Origin of the sequence: Halobacteriovorax sp. RT-1-1, from assembly GCF_047085455.1 — a bacterium.
In the GTDB taxonomy this organism is placed as follows: domain Bacteria; phylum Bdellovibrionota; class Bacteriovoracia; order Bacteriovoracales; family Bacteriovoracaceae; genus Halobacteriovorax_A.
Map to the genome: position 1 here is coordinate 2047803 of NZ_JBKIXZ010000001.1, position 17721 is coordinate 2065523.

Consider the following 17721-nt stretch of genomic DNA (forward strand, 5'->3'; position numbering starts at 1 on the left):
GTTTGAGCTACTTTCTAAAGTAGCTAATACTTAATAACTCGAATTCATCTGCAATATGATATTGTCCAGTTGAATACTCCGCAGAGTTAACTAGATTTGATGTGACGATACTCTTTCTTACATCTTTAATTTCATCTCTTTCAACGTTAAAGTATAAAACGTAAACCTTAGATGAGAGTTTATCAACTTTCTTAGGCGACATCCCCTGCTCACCCAAGAGCTTTTGTAGATCGACAATATTTTTCTGATCAATAGAAACTATCAATTTATCACTAGCAATTGACTGGCAAGCTCCTTTGCTATCTTGAGCAAGTCCAATTCCTGAGAAAGTTAACTCAGTATTCTTATTTACATTTGCTCTAAGACAATAATCGACTTTATCGTAAGAGATACGAAAGGCCAAAGAAAGTCTTGGTCCACATAATCCGAACGAATGAATCATATCAATCTTGTCTGCCGCAAATTTTTGTTCATGTAAGTACTTAACAACGTGGCCTAAAATCTCATCACGATTTGTATTAATACTTACCTGATCATTAAAGGAAGCTATTTTAGTGCGCCCCTCATCTTCCTTGTACCAACAAGTGTCGTTATTAACAGAAGTTAATGCTCCGGCGTAAATAAATTTACTAAGTAGTAATGAAAATAAAGATATAATTATTTTGTTCATAAACTTTCATCGGTATTTAAAGCGCAATATTTAGTGTAGACTTTAGTCATGACAGGCAATCAGTTGGAAATTCAATTAATAGAGAAAGTTACTCGGTCATTTTACGAGAAGGCCATTAATGACGTATTCATCGGCTATCACTTTCGAAAAATAACTGCTAATAGCGCTCCACTCTCAAGCATAGATGATTTTCAAGAGCATCTCGTTAATATAAATGCTTTTTGGCAGGCACAATTGCTAGGAATAAAATTTCCTCGTCCTGCGGCACACTTACTTGAGGCACATGAGTACTTAAATATTCATATGGGAGAGCTTGGTCGTTGGGTAATGCTTTTTAAAGAAACATTAAATGAATATAGACAGCAATCCCCTGAGTTTATCAATTCTTGGGAAGTAAAAATTGATGCATTCCAGACGGGCTTTAAAAAGTACTTCTTTAAGGCCTGATAAAGTATAGAGCGTAACGGAGATCGATATGTTAAAACTTGAAACTAATTTTCAAAACTTAACACTTAACTCATTTCCAACTAAGCTAGCACTTATGTGTATCTTACTACTTGTTGTTGGGCTTGGAAGTTACTTAACATTCAATAATAAGCTTGCTCAAAAAGATCTACTTCTATTTCTCTTCACACCCATTGTCGTCTTATCCTTAATAAAATACCGACACTTGGAAATGAGCAAGCCGAGAAATACTGCAAGATTAGTCGCTCGCTCATTGCTAAGAAAACAAATCACACAATTTGGACTTGATGAAATTGAACGTGTAGAGCTTTTGAAAACCAAAGGCGCCACAGCTTCTAATCATGCAATTCAAATACGATTAAATAATAACAAGAGTTTTCAAATCACAAGTAGTGACTTTATAGGTGCTAATAAAAAACTAGAACAATACTATGAAGAGATTAGGCAGTGGTTAAAGTAAGTGAGGTTTAATTACACTCTTGTCTTGTCTTAGGACTTTTCGCCTTATAAACCTGTTTAACAAAATCAACAAGAACAGGCTCATCTGCAACATCATCAAAGAGCCAATTACGAGCATAATATTGACCAAGCTTATAAGCGGCCAAACATGCTTCATTAGATGATAAGTACTGGACAACAATCATTTCAACTAGTCTCACCTTAAAGCGCTTAGGAGAGCCTTCAATACAGCCGGCCGGATAATCCTTGCAGTCAAGGTGTCTCTCCTTCTCCTTCACACTAAGACGAACTTCTTCAATTGTATTGTCGAATTTATAGGCCATATCAAACATTTCCAAAGGCGTATAAATATCCTTTTCAGAACATGATGAAGTAATAAGTGAAGTTAATAGAAGAAAGAAAATGCTAATATGTTTAAACATATTAGCATTTTATCATTTAACGGCGTCTGCCGCGAGAAGTTTTTGAAGTACGAGAAGGTGTACGTCCACCTGTGCGAGATGTTGATCTCGTCGTCGTTTTTGAAGTCTTTTTCTGTGGTGCTGGCCCACGTCTAGCAACTTTCTTTGCAACCTTTTTAGCTCCCGATTTCTTTGCCATCGACTTAAGAAAGATTGGATCAATCTTCAAAGTATCTTGATTCTTAATGGCATCATTAATTTGCCCAATAAGTTTTTGATCTTTCTTAGTTACAAAGTTATAGACACTTCCGGCCCTTCCAGCACGACCTACACGTCCCGAACGGTGAATATAATAAACTGCTTCAAATGGAAGATCGTAATTTAGTACCCATTGCAGAGTCTTAATGTCGATCCCACGGGCCGCCATATCAGTAGTGATAAGAATACCACCAGTTGATTTAAACTTTTTAAAGTTCTCACTTCTTTCTTTTGCAGTAATATCACCATGAGAAACGTAAAGGTTTTTATGAAGTTTTGCTTGCTTCATATAGTTATAAACTTCTACCGCCTTCTCTTTTTGGTTAACAAAAATAATCCCACTGCCCTTTGCTTCTTTTTTAACGAAAACATCAAGCATGGCATTCTTCTCTGTATATTCGAGAGCAATATTGAAAGTTTCAATAGTTTGAGAAAGTCCGTGTGAGCCAACTAGGCTTACTGATTTAAATTCCATACCTGAGAAGAAGTCGGCCTTTAGCATATCAAAGTCATCGGCCATCGTTGCAGAAACAAGGCATGCTTGGTACGAAGACGTAAGATGACGACGAATGGCCTTAAGCTCACGCATAAATCCCATATCAAGAAGCTGGTCGGCTTCATCAATAATTAGATACTCAAGTTCATCTAGACGGATCTCTTTTTTCTCAATCATTGATTTAATTCGGCCAGGGCCTCCAATAAGAATATCAAAAGTTTGTTTTTTAAGTGTACTTACCTTCTTGCCTTTTTCACCACCAAGGGCAAGACGAACACGCATCTTTGCATGGTGAGAAATCTTCTTACACTCATCAGAGACTTGCATCGCAAGCTCTTTAATTGGTAGAAGAATAATCGCGCGAGGCGAGCCTGCCTTTTGATTTTTTATGTCTGCTTCTGTTTCTTTTAGCTTTTGAAATAGTGGTAGAAGATAACTTAGTGTTTTACCACTACCAGTTTGGGCCTGTACTTGTAGGTTGTGACCTTCTAGAAACTGAGGAATTGCTTCAGCTTGTACTTCAGTTGGTTTTGTTAGTTTATTCTCTTTAAGGAAACCTGCAAATAGGTCCATATCAACAATATCAACAAATTCTCTTGTGCTTTTTGCCATTTTATACTCTCCTAAATAGACACATCCACTCACGGTCCCCTGGCCTAACGTGGACAAAATAAAAAAGGGGATCAATTTGATCCCCGATATTTAACACAATGTTTCTTAAATTAGAAGTGAAGTCTGAAGTTTACAGAGTGAATTGTCGAGATTTTCACACCTTTTACTTCAGAAGTGATTGGTTGCTTAAGAGAATACATGAAATCCATAAATCCAAGCTTAACTCTTGGAGTTAGAGTTAGGTGTTCAGAGTCAACCATCCCTCTTACTGTAACAGCTAGTCTCTCCTTCCAAACATGGAACATTAGATCAGTACCAGCATAAACTCCATCAGCAAAATCATAACCATCTCTCATGTGGAAACCTACGAATGGACGAAGTCTCATATTTGAAAGATTAAAGCTATAATCTGTGTGCATACGGTAGCCAATTTCTGGCTCATACAATGGAAGATAACCTTCATCATTTTCAATCACTGTTGCAAGAGCAATATCTTGGATCTTAAACATCGTTCTGAAATTTGATAGCCAGTGGAAACCATAAGTAATGTCGGCCATCGCATAAAGAGTCATATTTTGATCAAGGTTTTCAGTATCAATTACATCACCGTCACCAGCAATTGCATCTTGATCAAGAACACGTCTTACGTCAGCTCTATATAAACCATATAGAGAAAATGAACCGAAGTGTCTCTCATTCTTATAATCAAAGTTTAAACCAGCAGTAACGTCTGCCTTAACATATGCATCGATAATTGGAGCAGTTGAACCTGAACCAGCAAATGGAATAGCTTCACCACCAAGGGCATCTCTTAGGGCCGTTTCTTCTTCAGTACTTAAACCTAGTGTCGCTGCTAAATCTGTAACATTTTGGTAACCCGCTGTACCACCGATAATGTCATTTAATACACCTTGTGTGATTTTATCTTGAAGAACTGTTTTAAGTTCAGCATCACCAGGAACTGCAGAGATGAAAGTATCAATCATGATATCCTCTTCACCAATTCCAATTAGTGATCCAACATTTACACCTAGCCTAACACTTGGACTAATTGTCCCTTTAAAAGCATTAAATGATGGAAGTGGAACACCTACTTCTACATTCAGTCTAAGGTTTTGTTCAGTATCAGCATAAGCTGAAAGAACATCAGCAGCTGCTTGATCTGGGTCAGCAGCATCTGAAGCATCAGATACATCACCAACAAGTTCCATTAGATCCGTATTAGCATAAACAGACATATCAATAAGAAAGTCATGTCCTGGTTCTCTTAGAAACTCTTGAGTTTGGAATTTGTCTTCCATTAGGCGAAAGCGTTCCTGTACATTGTAATCTGCATCGGCCGCAAAAGCCACTTGTCCTGCTAAGAGCGTAGCAAACGTCGCTCTTACTAAAAAAGATTTTTTCATCTATTTGTCCCCTTCCGTGGTTAAATCTTCTTAATTCTCTTTACCAATATTAACACGGAATCAATTCTAAAAATTAGTAGGAAAATTTATATAATCCCTTTAAAATAAAAAGGAATTTAATTGAAAATTAACAAAGGTTGACTATGCAAGTTGGTTTTATCCACAGCAACTCTAACGAAAATCAAGAAATCACAATCTCAAATAAAGAGTTTTTTTTTAAAGAAGAAAATAATGAACTCATTATTTCTGAAAACGGTGGTAGCATAAAAGTTCATGTCGATGACGATTGCCTAGTTTTAAAATTAATTCAAAAAATACAAGACGCTAAATTACAAGATACTCCACTGCAAGAAGGATCAACTTACTTCATGGAGATTGGAGAAAAACTTAGCTACAAAAGTAGCGAATTTAAACTCAAGTCTCTATCTCTTGAAAAACAACTTCCTGATGAATTTGATATTGCCTCAGCAAATGATGAGGATGATCTTGAATTTGATGACTTAAGTAATTTTGCCACGAATGAGCAAGAAGAAAGCGTTGAAGAAATAAAGGCCCAAACACAAGGGCATACACCTTCGTTTGAAATGACAAGTAGTGATATGCTTAATAGAGATGAGTCAGATGACGAATCAGATAGCGATGAAGATGATATCTCCTTTGTCATTGATACAAATGGTGATCAGCCTTCACAACCTCGAATGAAAGAAGACACTGACTCCTTAAGTATTACTCAAGTTCTAAACGTTGCCCGTCTTCAAAGTGCAGAGGCAGAGCAAAGTAAGAAGTCGGTAAAATCTAATGAACACGTAAGCCGACCACTTACGAGTCAAAAAAAGAAGAAAGCGAAGAAGAAAAAAAAGAGTACTAAATCAACGAATAAAGACTCTGATCTAAAACTTGGTGTTGCCCGTGACTACGAAGGTGCGAAGATCAGAAAAGCACAACAAAAAAAGAAAAAAATTAAACAGTCTGAAGGAAAACTAGTAGGCCCTTTTACTCGCTTCGTTAGTGCATTAACACTCGTCTTTGCAACAACGATAGTTTCAACTCAGATTGATGTTGAAGCAATAGAGAGCCTAAGTGACAAACTCGCAACTCTACTAAATTCAGAAATTGCAAAATTTGTCGAATTTAGTGTAAGCCCAGATATTGCAAAAATTGTAATTGTACTTTTTGGTATTCTATTTATTTCAAATTTAATTCTAAGTGTTTCACCAACCCTTTTTATTAGTGGTGCAACAACAACAGGATCATTTCTTACAAAAAGAGCAAAAGCTGTTCTTAGAACTCCACTAGATCTTATTGCTCACCTTATTCCATTATTTGAGCTCCCTGTTATCTTTGATTCACCATCTCTTAAAGAATTGATCACTCAAGGGCGAATTACTTATCGTATAAAGGGATTTAAGTTCATCTCACTTATCAACTTAGCAATCTTTACAATGCTAGTAATTGGTTATCCTATTATTCAGGAAAGCTTTTCGGACACGCCTGTTCCTAAACAAATCAATGTGCCAAAAGAGCTAGGTAAACGACCGCTGAAAATTAAAGAGGTTTTAGTTTCAAAAAAATTCTCTCAGGAAAATATTATCTTAAGAATTGCAGGGCAAAGGCCAAGCTACTTTATCATCAATAAAGAAACAGCAAATACATATGTTTTAAAATTAACAGATGAAATGTCGTTTAGAAATTTTCAAAAAAGCTTTAGCTCAATTCCATTCTTCAAGTATCGCTATCCTTATTTAAGCTCTTTCTATAAAGATGAAAAATCGAGCTATTTAACGCGAGAAGATTTTGGAAAATTATTTTGGGCCGGAGAGATCATCAAAGGACGATCGACAAAAGATTTAGTTCATGTTGACCTACTTGCCATTGGCCAATCAAAGAAGGCCTTTGCAGAGTTTAAAATGAACTATAAGCAATATCGTAACTTAAATAAATTCACGTCTTTCTATAGAAGCAATCTTGATGAAGTCTATCTCTATATTTCAGATGACTCAGTTATGCAATTCTCAAAGGTTGGCGGCAATATGAAATCAAGTGAACTTGAAGGCCTAACATTCTTAGCAAAGCCAAAAGTTAAGATTGAATATATTGATAGTGTTGAAAAGGCATTTCTCGGTACAAATAAATCAATTTTAATGAGTCAACTTGACGAGATCAATCAGCTCGTTTCAATTAAGGATAACGGAGAGAACCGTGCTTCATTTACAAAATTTGCCCGAGATCTGGCCAAATTTTTACAAGGTAGCACAAATACTGTTGGACAAGAAGCAGCAAAAGAAATATTAAAGCTAAGTACTTTAAATAATTAAAGTTAGTAGAAATATTTCAACAGTCGAGTTACGACAAAGGGTGATCTATGCGCATTCAAGATCAAGTCAAAGAACACTTCAAATTCAAAGTTGTCCACGAAGATAAGAATTCAGGAGCAAGAGCAGGTGTTATCACTACTCCTCATGGTGAAATTCCAACTCCAGTATTTATGCCAGTTGGTACGCACGGTGCAATTAAAGCACTACCACCAAACTTCCTAAAGGATCTGGACACTAAAATTATTCTTTCAAATACGTACCACCTTCACTTATCACCAGGTTCAAAACTGGTTGAAAAAGCAGGTGGACTACATAAGTTTATGAATTGGGATCGTCCAATTCTTACAGACTCAGGTGGATTCCAGGTTTTCTCACTTCAAAGAAAGGCCATTAAAGAAGAAGGAGCTGAGTTTAAGGACCATAAAGGTAAATCAATTATGCTCTCTCCAGAGACATCAATTCAAATCCAACAAGAGCTTGGATCAGATATCATGATGGCCTTTGATGAGTGTATTCCATACCCAGCGACTCGCGAGTATACAAAGAATTCAATCGATCGTACTCACCGCTGGCTAGATCGTTGTATTGATGCTTGGACAAATCCAAAGCAGGCCCTTTTTGGTATTATCCAAGGTTCTACTTACGATGATTATAGAGATGAGTGTCTTGATGAACTTGTTAAGCGCGATCTTCCAGGTTATGCCATTGGTGGTGTATCCGTAGGAGAAGGGCCTGAGCTTATGGAAAAAATCGTTAAGTACACAGGGCCTAAGATGCCAAAAGATAAACCACGCTACGTTATGGGCGTTGGTAATCCAGAAGACCTATGTATGATCTGGGAATATGGAATTGATATGAGTGACTGTATCATTCCAACAAAATTTGCACGTGGTGGAACGCTATTTACGAAACGTGGAAAGATTAGAATTCGTCACAAGAACTATCGTCGTGACTTCTTCCCTATTGAGCCAAATTGTAAGTGTTACTGTTGCCAGAACTTCACTCGTGCCTATGTTAAGCACCTTTTTGATTCAAATGAGATCCTAGGACAAGTTCTAGCGACAATGCACAATATTGAATTCTATAAGAATATGGCAGAAGAAGCTCGTGAAGCAATTTTAGATAATCGCTACAACGAGTGGAAAACTGAATTTTTAAAAAATTACAATAAAGATGATGGTGCTAAAAACTAAAAAATAAAACCATATAGAGGGACATTTCGGTGTCCCTTTTTCTTATAAACTTTTCACATTTCTAGACCCAAAAAATAATCTAAGCTAAAACCCTACTATGGGGAAGATCAAGATAATTCTTATACTTACATTGATATTGTTTTCTAATCTAACAATGGCCAAACGCTACGTTGGTGGAGATGAATGGAGTAGGCCAAGGGTTACAAAGAAGCTCTTTCAAACACTTGATACAAACACAAAGAGCTTAGTTCTTCGTACCGCCAAGGTCGTTAACAAAATAAAGAGAAAAATTGGAACTGCTTTTCTTTACCAAGAAGAACTTGAGCATTATATCTTTCTCACTAATTATCATGTAATAAGTGGCGAGAAAGAATGTAGCGAATCCTCCCTTTTACTCATTAATGAAGGCCACAATAAGATAGTAGCAAAGTGTGATGGTGTTATAAGCATAGGCTCAATTAAATCAGGTAGCGATTATCTTTACTTTCGAATTAAGAAAAGTGAGAAGCTAAACTTTCTCTCAAAACTTCCATCGCTTAATACTAAATTTTCAAATCCTGTAGCTGGAGATCCTCTCGTAACTGTTGGTTTTGGTGGTGGCAAGGCCGATCTGAGAAGGTATGATGCTAAGATAGCACAAGATACTGACTGCATTTATCTTACAGGGAATATGGATATTAGATTCAACAAGGATAAGGTAAGAGATGTTTTCTTTACTGCCTGTGATGCTCAATCCGGAGATTCCGGAAGTGCTATTATGAATCGAGATACAGGAGAGATCATCGGACTCTTCTTTGGTGTAGCTGATCAAAATAGAAAGAATCCTCTATCAACCCAAGAGATTTGGGATAACCTAGGAAGCGATTACTTAGAGTTTTACACTAACTCTTCCATGTCAATTGATCTAAGAGCGATTTCTTTGAAATAAAAAAGGAGCACTTAGTACTCCCTTTTCTTTATTAATTAATTATTTGCTTGATTAACAGCGCTTGAAATAATTTTGGTTAGCTTTTGTAGATCTTCAAATTTCACATTATGGAAAAGAGAAATTCTAAATTGATTCTTTCCTAACTTTCTGTACGAATCAATTCCGTTAACTGCATTTTGTTGCTCAAGTACTTTAATGAGTGCTGCAGCTTCATACTTATCATCGATATTAATCGTCGCAACAGAAGTTGAACGATACTTCTCATCAGAAACGTATGCCTCAAGAAAGCTTTCTTCCTTTGCCCAGCCGTAAATCATATCAGCTTTCTTGCGTGCAAGTTCTACTGCATTCTTTTCTCCGCCTTGAGAATTCATAAGCTTTACCTGCTCATTTAAGTAGAAAAGAGTTGAGATACTTGGTGTATTATAAGTTTGATTCTTAAGAGAGTTATCAATAGCAACAGTCCAATCCATAATACCAGGAATATAGCGATCAGTCTTTGCAATCTCTGCAGCACGCTTTAGTGCTTTCGGTGACATAATAGCGACAAAGAGACCACCTTCAGATGCGAAAACTTTTTGCGGTGAAAAGAAATAGCAGTCTACTTTAGTTAGATCAAGAGGAATTTGCCCTGCACCACTTGTTGCATCCACAGCGACAAGTGTCTCATCATTAACACTTGGGATTGTCGTCGTTTGAACACCTGTAGAAGTTTCATTAAGAGTAAAACAAATCATGTCAGCATCAGCATGAGCATCTGAGCCTTGTGGCTCACAACCTTGGCCATACTCACTTGCAATTTCCTGTGCTTCAATCCATGGAATTGCATGATGTGACTTAAACCATTTATTTGAGAATTCACCACATGTGTAGTGAACACTTTTTTTATTAACGAGACCAAGACCGATCATATCGAAAAGAAAAGTTGCTCCACCGTTTCCTAAAACGACTTCATAACCTTCAGGTAAGTTGTAGAAATTTTTTAATCCCTCTTGTACTTCTTTTACAAGATTTTTCACTGCCGGTTTTCTGTGAGAAGTCCCAAGTAGCGTTGCTTTTGTATCAGCAAGTCTTTGAACGAATTCAGTTGGAACAAGTGATGGCCCAACACCAAAGCGTGGATCACTAGGAATTAATTCATTAGGTATCTTATAATTTTCGAACATATTTAAAATCCTTTTTAAGTTTCTTTAAATCTCTTGGCATTTTAAATAAAATGCCAGTATTTGGAAACAAATAAGAAGTTGTCAAAGCTTGAAAACTTCTTAACAATTATTACATGAAAGCAGCCCATTCTTTACTTCTGTGCATTATATGCATACTTCCATTTTCTATAAAGGCACAGGAACTTAATATTCCTGGCGAGTTCTCACTTGGAGTTGGGAATTTGACGAAATACGTCGGTAAAATTCAAACCGATATTGATGGCGGGAGAAATTACTTCACTTTCAATCCATTTATCAGGGCCAATTATCGCACAGATATTGCTTGGGAAAAAAAGCTAAATATTGAAACAGGTTTAACTCTTCCAAAATCGAGTGAAGATAGTGCAGTAACTGTTACAAACCTTTGGATTCATGCACTTATCGAACACACCTTCAATCAAAGCTTTAGAGTACAAGCAGGAGTTGGTATTTTCTTTACCTACACAGCAATGGATGGAAAAATGCAAACTCTTGGCAATGGAACATCAACACAACAATTCTACACACCGGATGATTACCAAACAGCAGTTAATAATATTGTCATTCTTGGTGCAGATTACCTCTTCAATAAGACTTACTTTGTAAATGGACAATTAAGCGTCTTCAACCTTGAAGATGGTGATGAGCGCGCATTTAGTTATGCATTATCTCTTAACTATACTTTTGGAAATAATTAATGAAATTTATAATAAGCTTACTTCTTTCAACATACACCTTAGCATTTACGATCAACGCAAATATTCCTATTCGCTTTGCAAGTCCAGAAATTCGTGTCGATATAGCGGATAATGCTTGCGCAAATATTACAGACTCTGCTGATGAAATCATGGATATGGTAGAGATTGCAGTTAGTGAATATTGGAATAAGATTGCGACAAGTAGTTTACACCTAAAAGGTGGCGATATCTTAACGGTTAACAATGATTATACAACTGAACAAATCTGTGCTGCAGGAGAAGCCGGTTGTGTCAGCCAAGTACCAAGTACTAACACACAGATTCTGATCGTTTGTAATAGTAATAATACAGTTTTTACTTCCACAGGAATTTTAGCTGTAACACTACCAAATAATCTAAACGGAACAGTTATCCAAGGCTCTGTCATTGGCCTAAATGACATTGCAGGAACTCGCTACAACGACCAGACAAGGGCCCAGAAGATTGCTCTTTTTGCCCATGAAATCGGACATGCCTTTGGCCTTGGCCACTCTTCAAAAGAAAGCTCACTTATGTACTTTAGAAACCTCACAGGTAGAGAAACGATTGGGCAAGACGATTGGGATGGTGCCACTTACCTTTATCCTAAGGAACAAATACCAATGTGTGGCTCAATTGCACCGATAAAAGATAGTGCCAAGTATGATGGCCATATTTATGAGGATATTGAGAAAAAGATAAGTACGGAATTTTCTGAACACCCGCCAGCAAAGGATTCCGCCGCCTTGATCGCAGGGCTGTGCATGCTATTATTGGTCTTAGTTTCAACAAAGAGATTTGCGCAAGCAAAAATTTATTAACAAAAGATAATATTTACTAAAGTATTATCACTAAGTACCGATAATCACATTATGGAATCAAAGTCAGGTAAATTTATTATTGGAATTCTCATTATTTTCTTATTTAAGATTGCTGTTGCAGATAATATGAGGGATTCCAAGTCGCAAAAAGTAACAATTTCAGTTCTTAAGTAAGTGCTAATTTCGTAAAGTGCTCTCCTCTTTTGACGTAATTTGCATACTGATCAAAAGAAGGAAACGCTGGAGAAAATAGAACGACACTTGTGCTAAAGCCTGCTTTAAAAATCTCATCCAAATTTTCAAAATACTCAGATTCAATTTCAAAATTTGATTCACTTAGAACCTTTCCAGATTCACCAAAGAAGAGAATCTTCTTAATCTGACTCTTAAAAGGAAGAAGCTTCTCAAGCTGGTTATCACCATGACCACGAAGCTGACCGCCAATGATCAGCTCAACTTCCCCTAACTCCTTCACACCGTTTAAGGCCGTAAGAGTTGCCTCCCAATTTGTGGACTTGGCATCATTAAAGAAATAGCGTCCTTCTTGCGTGTGTCTTATCATCTGCAAGCGGTATTCCACACCACCAAAGACTTCACAGGCATTTTGAAATGCCTTGATATTGCCAGTAAAAGCATCCCACATAAGATAGACAAAGTATGTATTGACGAGATTGTGTTCACCGTAGATTTTAAGTGAACCAATATCAATAACCTCAGAAAGCTCTTCTTTAACCTTAGCAATAGAGAGATCAAGTTGATGCTCGTTGCGAATTGGGTATTCATTTTTAACTTCTAAATTATTCGGTAAGAATCCAATTCCTTCATTGGCCATATTCTTAAAGATTTCGAATTTATCAAGTGCATATGATCTTAGATCATCATAGCGTTCACCGTGGCTGAAAGTCAGGTTTAAGATTCCCGCAACATCACACTGAAATTCTTCAATGAGGTTTAGTTGAAAACTTGAAAGCTCTAGAATTATACCTTGGGCAGGTTCACGCTCTCCACTCATGCGCTCATAGATATAGTCACAAAATGGTGTTCCAATATTACCACCAACAAAGTAGTCACCAGTTGGATCCTGCTTGCCACATTCTTCAAGGAAAGAGACAACTGTTGTCTTACCATTTGTTCCTGTCACTCCAAGAATTGGTGCATCAGCAAATTTATAAGCAAGTTCAATTTCACACCATATTGGGCATGATGCTTTTGAAAATAATGGCAACTCCTTAGACATCCCCGGTGAGAGAATAATCAGATCCATCTCCCCTAGCATATCGGCAGCTTCATCTTGAGGAAGTCTCGCCTTAATACACGTCGAATCTTCAAAGGCAGGCCACTTATCAATAGGTCCTTGATTAACTAAATAAATATCCTTACCTAGGAAGGCCAGCAAGCGAAGTGCTGAAACTCCAGAAACCCCAAGGCCTACAACAGCTATCTTATTATACTTATTTAACGATTCATTGATGATCATATGACTATTACCTTCCAAAATATGGATAAAAGTGCTACATTGCTGTGCATGAATTATCAGCAGCTTTTTTTAAATCTTGCCACTATTTTAAGGCCATACACTAAGCTATGGCAAAGAGAAGTTCTCCAAGCATGGCGCGCTGGAGAAATCGACGAGCTGTATCCTGAAGAATTCCTCACACCTCTAAAAAAGCTTACTCACGAAGAACTCTATGAGATGGACTGTCTTCGCGATTACTCGAAATTAGAAGATGGCCCCTTAAAAACTTTACTATGCTCTCTTAGAGAAAATGAAGTTTATGAAACGGTGGATGAAGAACTCATTCGCGGCGTGGATGAGCTTCCGAGTTGGGCATTTAATAAAGTTAAGGGAAAGAAGCAAGACGAAATTTTAATCATTGCAAATTTTCTTAAGAAACTTAGAAATAAGGAAGGCGATTTTAAGCATACTGTTGATATTGGCGGTGGTGTTGGTCATCTTTCGCGCACCCTTGCCCACTACTTTGGCATGGAAATGATCAGTCTTGATATTAATAGTGAATTTCAAGAAATTGGAAAAAATCGTTTAAAAAAGTATCCAAGGCCAGACCTGGCAAAGGACGTAAACTTCATCAATCATGATTTTAGTATTGATCTTGATGGAGATGAGAATGCGCGTATTTTTTGTAATGACTCTTTCTCCCTAGGACTTCACACTTGTGGCTCTCTTGCGGTTAAGCATATGCAGGTGGCAAGTAGAAATCAAACTCGTGGACTTCTAAATTTTGGTTGTTGCTATAATAAACTTGAACCAAGTAAGCATATTAATATTTCAAATTATGCAAAAGAAATTGGGCCACTAGAGCTTGAGAGTAATAGCTTAACTTTGGCAACTCGCGGCCATCAAAGCATGAGCCTCGAAGAATTCGAGCAAAAGAAAAAAGTTAAGAACTATCGCTATTGCCTTCAAATCTACATTGATAGTGTACTAGGAAGTGATATTGATGTGATCTCAATTGGTGATGCTCATAAAAGACTCTATGCTAAATCCTTTAGTGAATACGCTATTTCAAAGCTAACAGAAAACAATATTCCAATTAATTTAACAGCACAGCAACTTGATGAACTCTATGCAAAAAATCAAGAGTTATTAGAAAAGCTCTTCTTTGCCAATATTGTTCGCTGGCAGTTTGGCCGTGCTCTTGAGCTTTACCTTCTCTATGATCGTGCTATCATGTTACAAGAGCGAGGCAAAGAAGCAAAACTAATGGCATTCTTCAATGAAGTAGAGTCCCCTCGAAATATTGGAATTTGGTATCATGAACGTAAGCAATCATAGAGATAAAAAGACAGTACTTATCACGGGCGCAACAACAGGTATGGGTAAGGCCTTTGCTGACTATTTTGCCTCTCTTGGATACGACCTCTATCTTCATGGCCGAAACCTTACTCTTCTCGATCAAAATGCTAAAGAGTACCGAGAGAAATACCAAGTAAATTGTGAGATCATTATTAAGGATCTGTGCGAAAGTGAAGCTTGTGAATACGTAATCTCTAAGATCAAAGAACCTTTGTCATACCTTGTTAATAATGCAGGCTTTGGAGTAGCTGGAAAATATCCTGAAACAGATATTGAAAAACAAGTAAGCATGCAAAGAGTACATGTCGAAGTACCAATGCGCTTAAGCCATCACTTTTTACAGCAAAAAGAAGAACTTAAAATAATCAATATCGCTTCACTCTATGCCTTCTTCCCTGTTCCAAGACAAAGTGTCTATGCGGCCTCAAAGAGCATGATTCATTCATTTAGCTTGGCCCTAGGAAGAGATCTTAGCGGGACAAACAAACAAGTTATTTCAGTTTGCCCTGGACTTGTTTACACTCAATTTCGAATTAACCAAGGCAAGGCCGAAAAGCAGCACTTCAGTGGTATTTCATCAGAGCAAGTGGTGAATGAGACGATAGGCGCACTTAGCAAAAACAAATTTTATATTGTCCCAGGTTTTCTAAACAAAATCTTCAAAACCCTATTAACCACTATACCTCACACACTTACACTGAGAATAATTGAGCGCGTCAACACAGGGCGTGGTTACTAAAAATACCTTACACCTCTAGTCAGATATACATTTCCCTATTAAACTAGGGCCCACACAACACACAAATTTTTGAAAATTAAGAGGACTCCATGCAAACAACGACTGTTAATATCAATGATATTAAACTTAATAGTGAATACCTAAGAACAAATACTGATGTTGATACATTAAAAATCAGTATCGAAAATATTGGTCTAATTAATCCTCTAACAATTAATAAAGATAATGAATTACTAGCAGGTGCTAGAAGATATCAAGCACTCAAAGAACTCGGTATTGAAGAGATTCCTGTTCACGTAGTTGATAGACAAAGCCTTGAGCAAGAACTTATTTCAATTGATGAAAACTTAGTGAGAAGACCACTTGATAAACTTGAATTTGAAAAGTGCCTTAATCGTGGGCGCGAAATCTTTGAAGAGCTTAATCCGACAGCGACTAAGATTGAAGTTGATGTAATCGCAACAACAACAGAAGAGAAGAAGCTGGAAAAAGCTAAAGAAGAGCAAGATCAAGATTCATTTGCTGCCATTACTGCACAAAAGACTGGTCTTTCAAAGAGTGTTATTAAAGGAGCAATCAAAAGAGATGCTCTTGCTTCAGAACATGTTAAGAAAGCACGCCAGCTTGGTCACATCAATGCAAGTGTAACAAATGAAATCATCAAATTAGACAAGGAAGTGCAAGATAGCGTTCTTCCAATGATTGCAGATAAGACAGTAAAAGAAGTAAAGCAAATCGTTGCAGCTGCTAAACGAGGTGGAGTTCAAGAAGCAGAACAGGAAATGGAGACAATGGAGCCATTACCAGCTGAATACGCACACCTAAGAAACCTATCAAAGAGAATGAATAAGAACCTTACTCGAATTCTTTTAGAAGAATTAACTTATGAAGGTAAAGAAGCAGACTCAATTATGAAAGAGCTTAGAAAGATGCAAGAAAATCTTGAGCGCTTTTTTAACATGGGAACGACATCAAATCATACATCTTCTGTAGAAGTACAAGATGAAGATATCGTGGCGGAGCCTACAGTTGTGCTTGAAGAAGGACAACAAGAGTTCAATCCTGAATATTCTCTTTAATAAAAACCACTTTACAAAAAATTGACAATATAACGCTTTAAGCAGATGACGAATTACTTGGTCATCTGTTTAAAGTTTCGTTATGATTATTGTCATGAAATTAATCAAAGAAAACACTCTCTTCATTATGTGGATTGTTGCAGTACTTGCAACAGCTGGCTCGCTATTTTTTAGTGTGATCATGGAATTTGTTCCATGTGCACTTTGTTGGTGGCAAAGAATTGCAATGTATCCTCTTGCGGCCATATTATTAATTGGCTTCTATCAAGATGATAAGCGCAGCATACTTTATAGTGCACCATTCATTTTTGCAGGCTGGCTCATTTCGATTTATCACAATCTTGTCCAGCTTAAAGTCATTCCTGAAAGCGCTAGCCCATGTGTTAGTGGTGTGCCGTGTTCAGAAAAATGGATTAATTGGTTTGGTTTCATCTCAATCCCAATGCTGGCATTCTTTGCTTTTACAATTTTATTATCACTATTCTTATTAGAAATTTATAACAACAAGGAATTTTTAAATGCAAAAAAGTCATAAGATCATAGCTGCGATTATTACAGTTATTGCAGTATTTGCTATTAGTGCAACATTTTACAAGAAACAGCAGGCGGCTAAACTAGGCTTTATGGCCAATGAAAACCACAAGCTATTTGTACGTGATTACTCTCCATCAATGGGACCAGATAATGCAAAAGTTGTTCTCGTAGAATTTCTAGATCCGGAATGTGAATCATGTCGTGCGTTTTCTCCATATGTAAAAGAAATCATGAATAAATATGAAGGAAAGGTAAAACTAGTCGTTCGCTACGCTGCATTTCATAAGAACTCTGCATATGCAATCTCAATTTTAGAAGCCGCAAGAAAACAAGGAAAGTATTGGGAAACACTTGATCTATTATTTAAAAGTCAGCCAGCATGGGGAAATCATCATAACCCGAGACCAGATCTTATTTGGAACTACCTTACAACTCTTGATTTAGATATCGACAAAATTAAGAGTGATATGCATGATCCAAAGTTTATGGAATGGATTAGACAAGATGCTGAAGACGGTAAGGCCCTTGGAGTTCGTGGTACACCAACATTTTTTATCAACGGCAAGCCACTAGAGCGCTTTAGCTACCAACAACTTGAATTACAGATCCGAGAAGAATTAAATAAATAAC

The 17721-nt window shown here is 37.0% G+C and carries 19 protein-coding genes; 13 read left to right on the forward strand and 6 right to left on the reverse strand.

The window, feature by feature from the left end:
* Nucleotides 1-7: 7 nt before the first annotated feature.
* On the reverse strand, nucleotides 8-670 hold the full coding sequence (locus ACMAWV_RS09940; protein ID WP_103217021.1) for a hypothetical protein: 663 nt from the start codon (nucleotides 668-670) through the stop codon (nucleotides 8-10).
* A 48-nt stretch (nucleotides 671-718) separates the two neighbouring features.
* On the opposite strand from ACMAWV_RS09940, the gene ACMAWV_RS09945 reads away from it, so the two are divergent.
* Nucleotides 719-1117: a hypothetical protein gene (locus tag ACMAWV_RS09945; protein ID WP_412462522.1), complete on the forward strand. Its 399-nt coding sequence runs from the start codon at nucleotides 719-721 to the stop codon at nucleotides 1115-1117.
* 28 nt (nucleotides 1118-1145) lie between these two features.
* A complete protein-coding gene (locus ACMAWV_RS09950; protein WP_103217019.1) occupies nucleotides 1146-1595 on the forward strand; it encodes a hypothetical protein in 450 nt (149 codons plus the stop codon).
* A 7-nt stretch (nucleotides 1596-1602) separates the two neighbouring features.
* Here the strand turns inward: ACMAWV_RS09950 and ACMAWV_RS09955 are convergent, their stop codons facing one another.
* The 3 genes from ACMAWV_RS09955 to ACMAWV_RS09965 form a co-directional block, all read right to left on the reverse strand.
* Nucleotides 1603-2016 carry a hypothetical protein gene (locus ACMAWV_RS09955; protein ID WP_103217018.1) on the reverse strand — a complete coding sequence of 138 codons (414 nt, stop codon included), beginning with the start codon at nucleotides 2014-2016 and terminating at the stop codon, nucleotides 1603-1605.
* Between the two features lie 16 nt (nucleotides 2017-2032).
* The gene (locus ACMAWV_RS09960; protein ID WP_412469450.1) at nucleotides 2033-3361 is read right to left on the reverse strand and encodes a DEAD/DEAH box helicase; all 1329 of its coding nucleotides are present in this window, start codon (nucleotides 3359-3361) and stop codon (nucleotides 2033-2035) included.
* A gap of 110 nt (nucleotides 3362-3471) precedes the next feature.
* Nucleotides 3472-4767, reverse strand: a complete 1296-nt coding sequence (locus tag ACMAWV_RS09965; protein ID WP_412462519.1) for a hypothetical protein — start codon at nucleotides 4765-4767, stop codon at nucleotides 3472-3474.
* Between the two features lie 143 nt (nucleotides 4768-4910).
* Between ACMAWV_RS09965 and ACMAWV_RS09970 the strand changes: the two genes are divergently transcribed.
* From ACMAWV_RS09970 to ACMAWV_RS09980, 3 genes are all read left to right on the forward strand, one after another.
* Nucleotides 4911-7082, forward strand: coding sequence for a hypothetical protein (locus ACMAWV_RS09970; protein ID WP_412469449.1), 2172 nt, complete (start codon nucleotides 4911-4913; stop codon nucleotides 7080-7082).
* A 47-nt stretch (nucleotides 7083-7129) separates the two neighbouring features.
* The gene (gene tgt, locus ACMAWV_RS09975) at nucleotides 7130-8275 is read left to right on the forward strand and encodes a tRNA guanosine(34) transglycosylase Tgt (protein ID WP_103217014.1); all 1146 of its coding nucleotides are present in this window, start codon (nucleotides 7130-7132) and stop codon (nucleotides 8273-8275) included.
* A 97-nt stretch (nucleotides 8276-8372) separates the two neighbouring features.
* Nucleotides 8373-9203, forward strand: a complete 831-nt coding sequence (locus ACMAWV_RS09980) for a S1 family peptidase (RefSeq protein ID WP_412462517.1) — start codon at nucleotides 8373-8375, stop codon at nucleotides 9201-9203.
* A 35-nt stretch (nucleotides 9204-9238) separates the two neighbouring features.
* On the opposite strand, the gene ACMAWV_RS09985 is transcribed toward ACMAWV_RS09980, so the two are convergent.
* On the reverse strand, nucleotides 9239-10369 hold the full coding sequence (locus ACMAWV_RS09985) for an aminotransferase class V-fold PLP-dependent enzyme (protein WP_103217012.1): 1131 nt from the start codon (nucleotides 10367-10369) through the stop codon (nucleotides 9239-9241).
* A gap of 221 nt (nucleotides 10370-10590) precedes the next feature.
* Here ACMAWV_RS09985 and ACMAWV_RS09990 point away from each other — a divergent pair, with 221 nt between their 5' ends.
* Genes ACMAWV_RS09990 through ACMAWV_RS10000 form a run of 3 tightly spaced genes read left to right on the forward strand, consistent with a single transcriptional unit; the run spans nucleotide 10591 to nucleotide 12098 of the window.
* Nucleotides 10591-11085, forward strand: a complete 495-nt coding sequence (locus ACMAWV_RS09990) for a hypothetical protein (protein ID WP_412462516.1) — start codon at nucleotides 10591-10593, stop codon at nucleotides 11083-11085.
* The gene (locus ACMAWV_RS09995) at nucleotides 11085-11924 is read left to right on the forward strand and encodes a matrixin family metalloprotease (protein ID WP_103217010.1); all 840 of its coding nucleotides are present in this window, start codon (nucleotides 11085-11087) and stop codon (nucleotides 11922-11924) included. The genes ACMAWV_RS09990 and ACMAWV_RS09995 overlap by 1 nt, the downstream gene beginning before the upstream one ends.
* A gap of 51 nt (nucleotides 11925-11975) precedes the next feature.
* Nucleotides 11976-12098 (forward strand): hypothetical protein, encoded by a 123-nt coding sequence (locus tag ACMAWV_RS10000; protein ID WP_255407609.1) that lies wholly within the window; start codon nucleotides 11976-11978, stop codon nucleotides 12096-12098.
* On the opposite strand, the gene murD is transcribed toward ACMAWV_RS10000, so the two are convergent.
* The gene (gene murD / locus ACMAWV_RS10005; RefSeq protein WP_412469447.1) at nucleotides 12091-13401 is read right to left on the reverse strand and encodes a UDP-N-acetylmuramoyl-L-alanine--D-glutamate ligase; all 1311 of its coding nucleotides are present in this window, start codon (nucleotides 13399-13401) and stop codon (nucleotides 12091-12093) included. The genes ACMAWV_RS10000 and murD overlap by 8 nt on opposite strands.
* A gap of 48 nt (nucleotides 13402-13449) precedes the next feature.
* On the opposite strand from murD, the gene ACMAWV_RS10010 reads away from it, so the two are divergent.
* From ACMAWV_RS10010 to ACMAWV_RS10030, 5 genes are all read left to right on the forward strand, one after another.
* Nucleotides 13450-14718 carry a methyltransferase gene (locus tag ACMAWV_RS10010; protein WP_392992202.1) on the forward strand — a complete coding sequence of 423 codons (1269 nt, stop codon included), beginning with the start codon at nucleotides 13450-13452 and terminating at the stop codon, nucleotides 14716-14718.
* Nucleotides 14699-15478: an SDR family NAD(P)-dependent oxidoreductase gene (locus ACMAWV_RS10015; RefSeq protein WP_103217007.1), complete on the forward strand. Its 780-nt coding sequence runs from the start codon at nucleotides 14699-14701 to the stop codon at nucleotides 15476-15478. The genes ACMAWV_RS10010 and ACMAWV_RS10015 overlap by 20 nt, the downstream gene beginning before the upstream one ends.
* A gap of 89 nt (nucleotides 15479-15567) precedes the next feature.
* The gene (locus ACMAWV_RS10020) at nucleotides 15568-16557 is read left to right on the forward strand and encodes a ParB/RepB/Spo0J family partition protein (RefSeq protein WP_103217006.1); all 990 of its coding nucleotides are present in this window, start codon (nucleotides 15568-15570) and stop codon (nucleotides 16555-16557) included.
* Nucleotides 16558-16651: 94 nt separating this feature from the next.
* Entirely contained in the window at nucleotides 16652-17092 is a 441-nt protein-coding gene (locus ACMAWV_RS10025; protein WP_103217559.1) for a disulfide oxidoreductase, read from the forward strand.
* Nucleotides 17076-17720, forward strand: a complete 645-nt coding sequence (locus ACMAWV_RS10030) for a DsbA family protein (protein WP_233189690.1) — start codon at nucleotides 17076-17078, stop codon at nucleotides 17718-17720. Before ACMAWV_RS10025 ends, ACMAWV_RS10030 begins: the two co-directional genes overlap by 17 nt.
* The last annotated feature ends 1 nt before the right edge of the window (nucleotide 17721 follow it).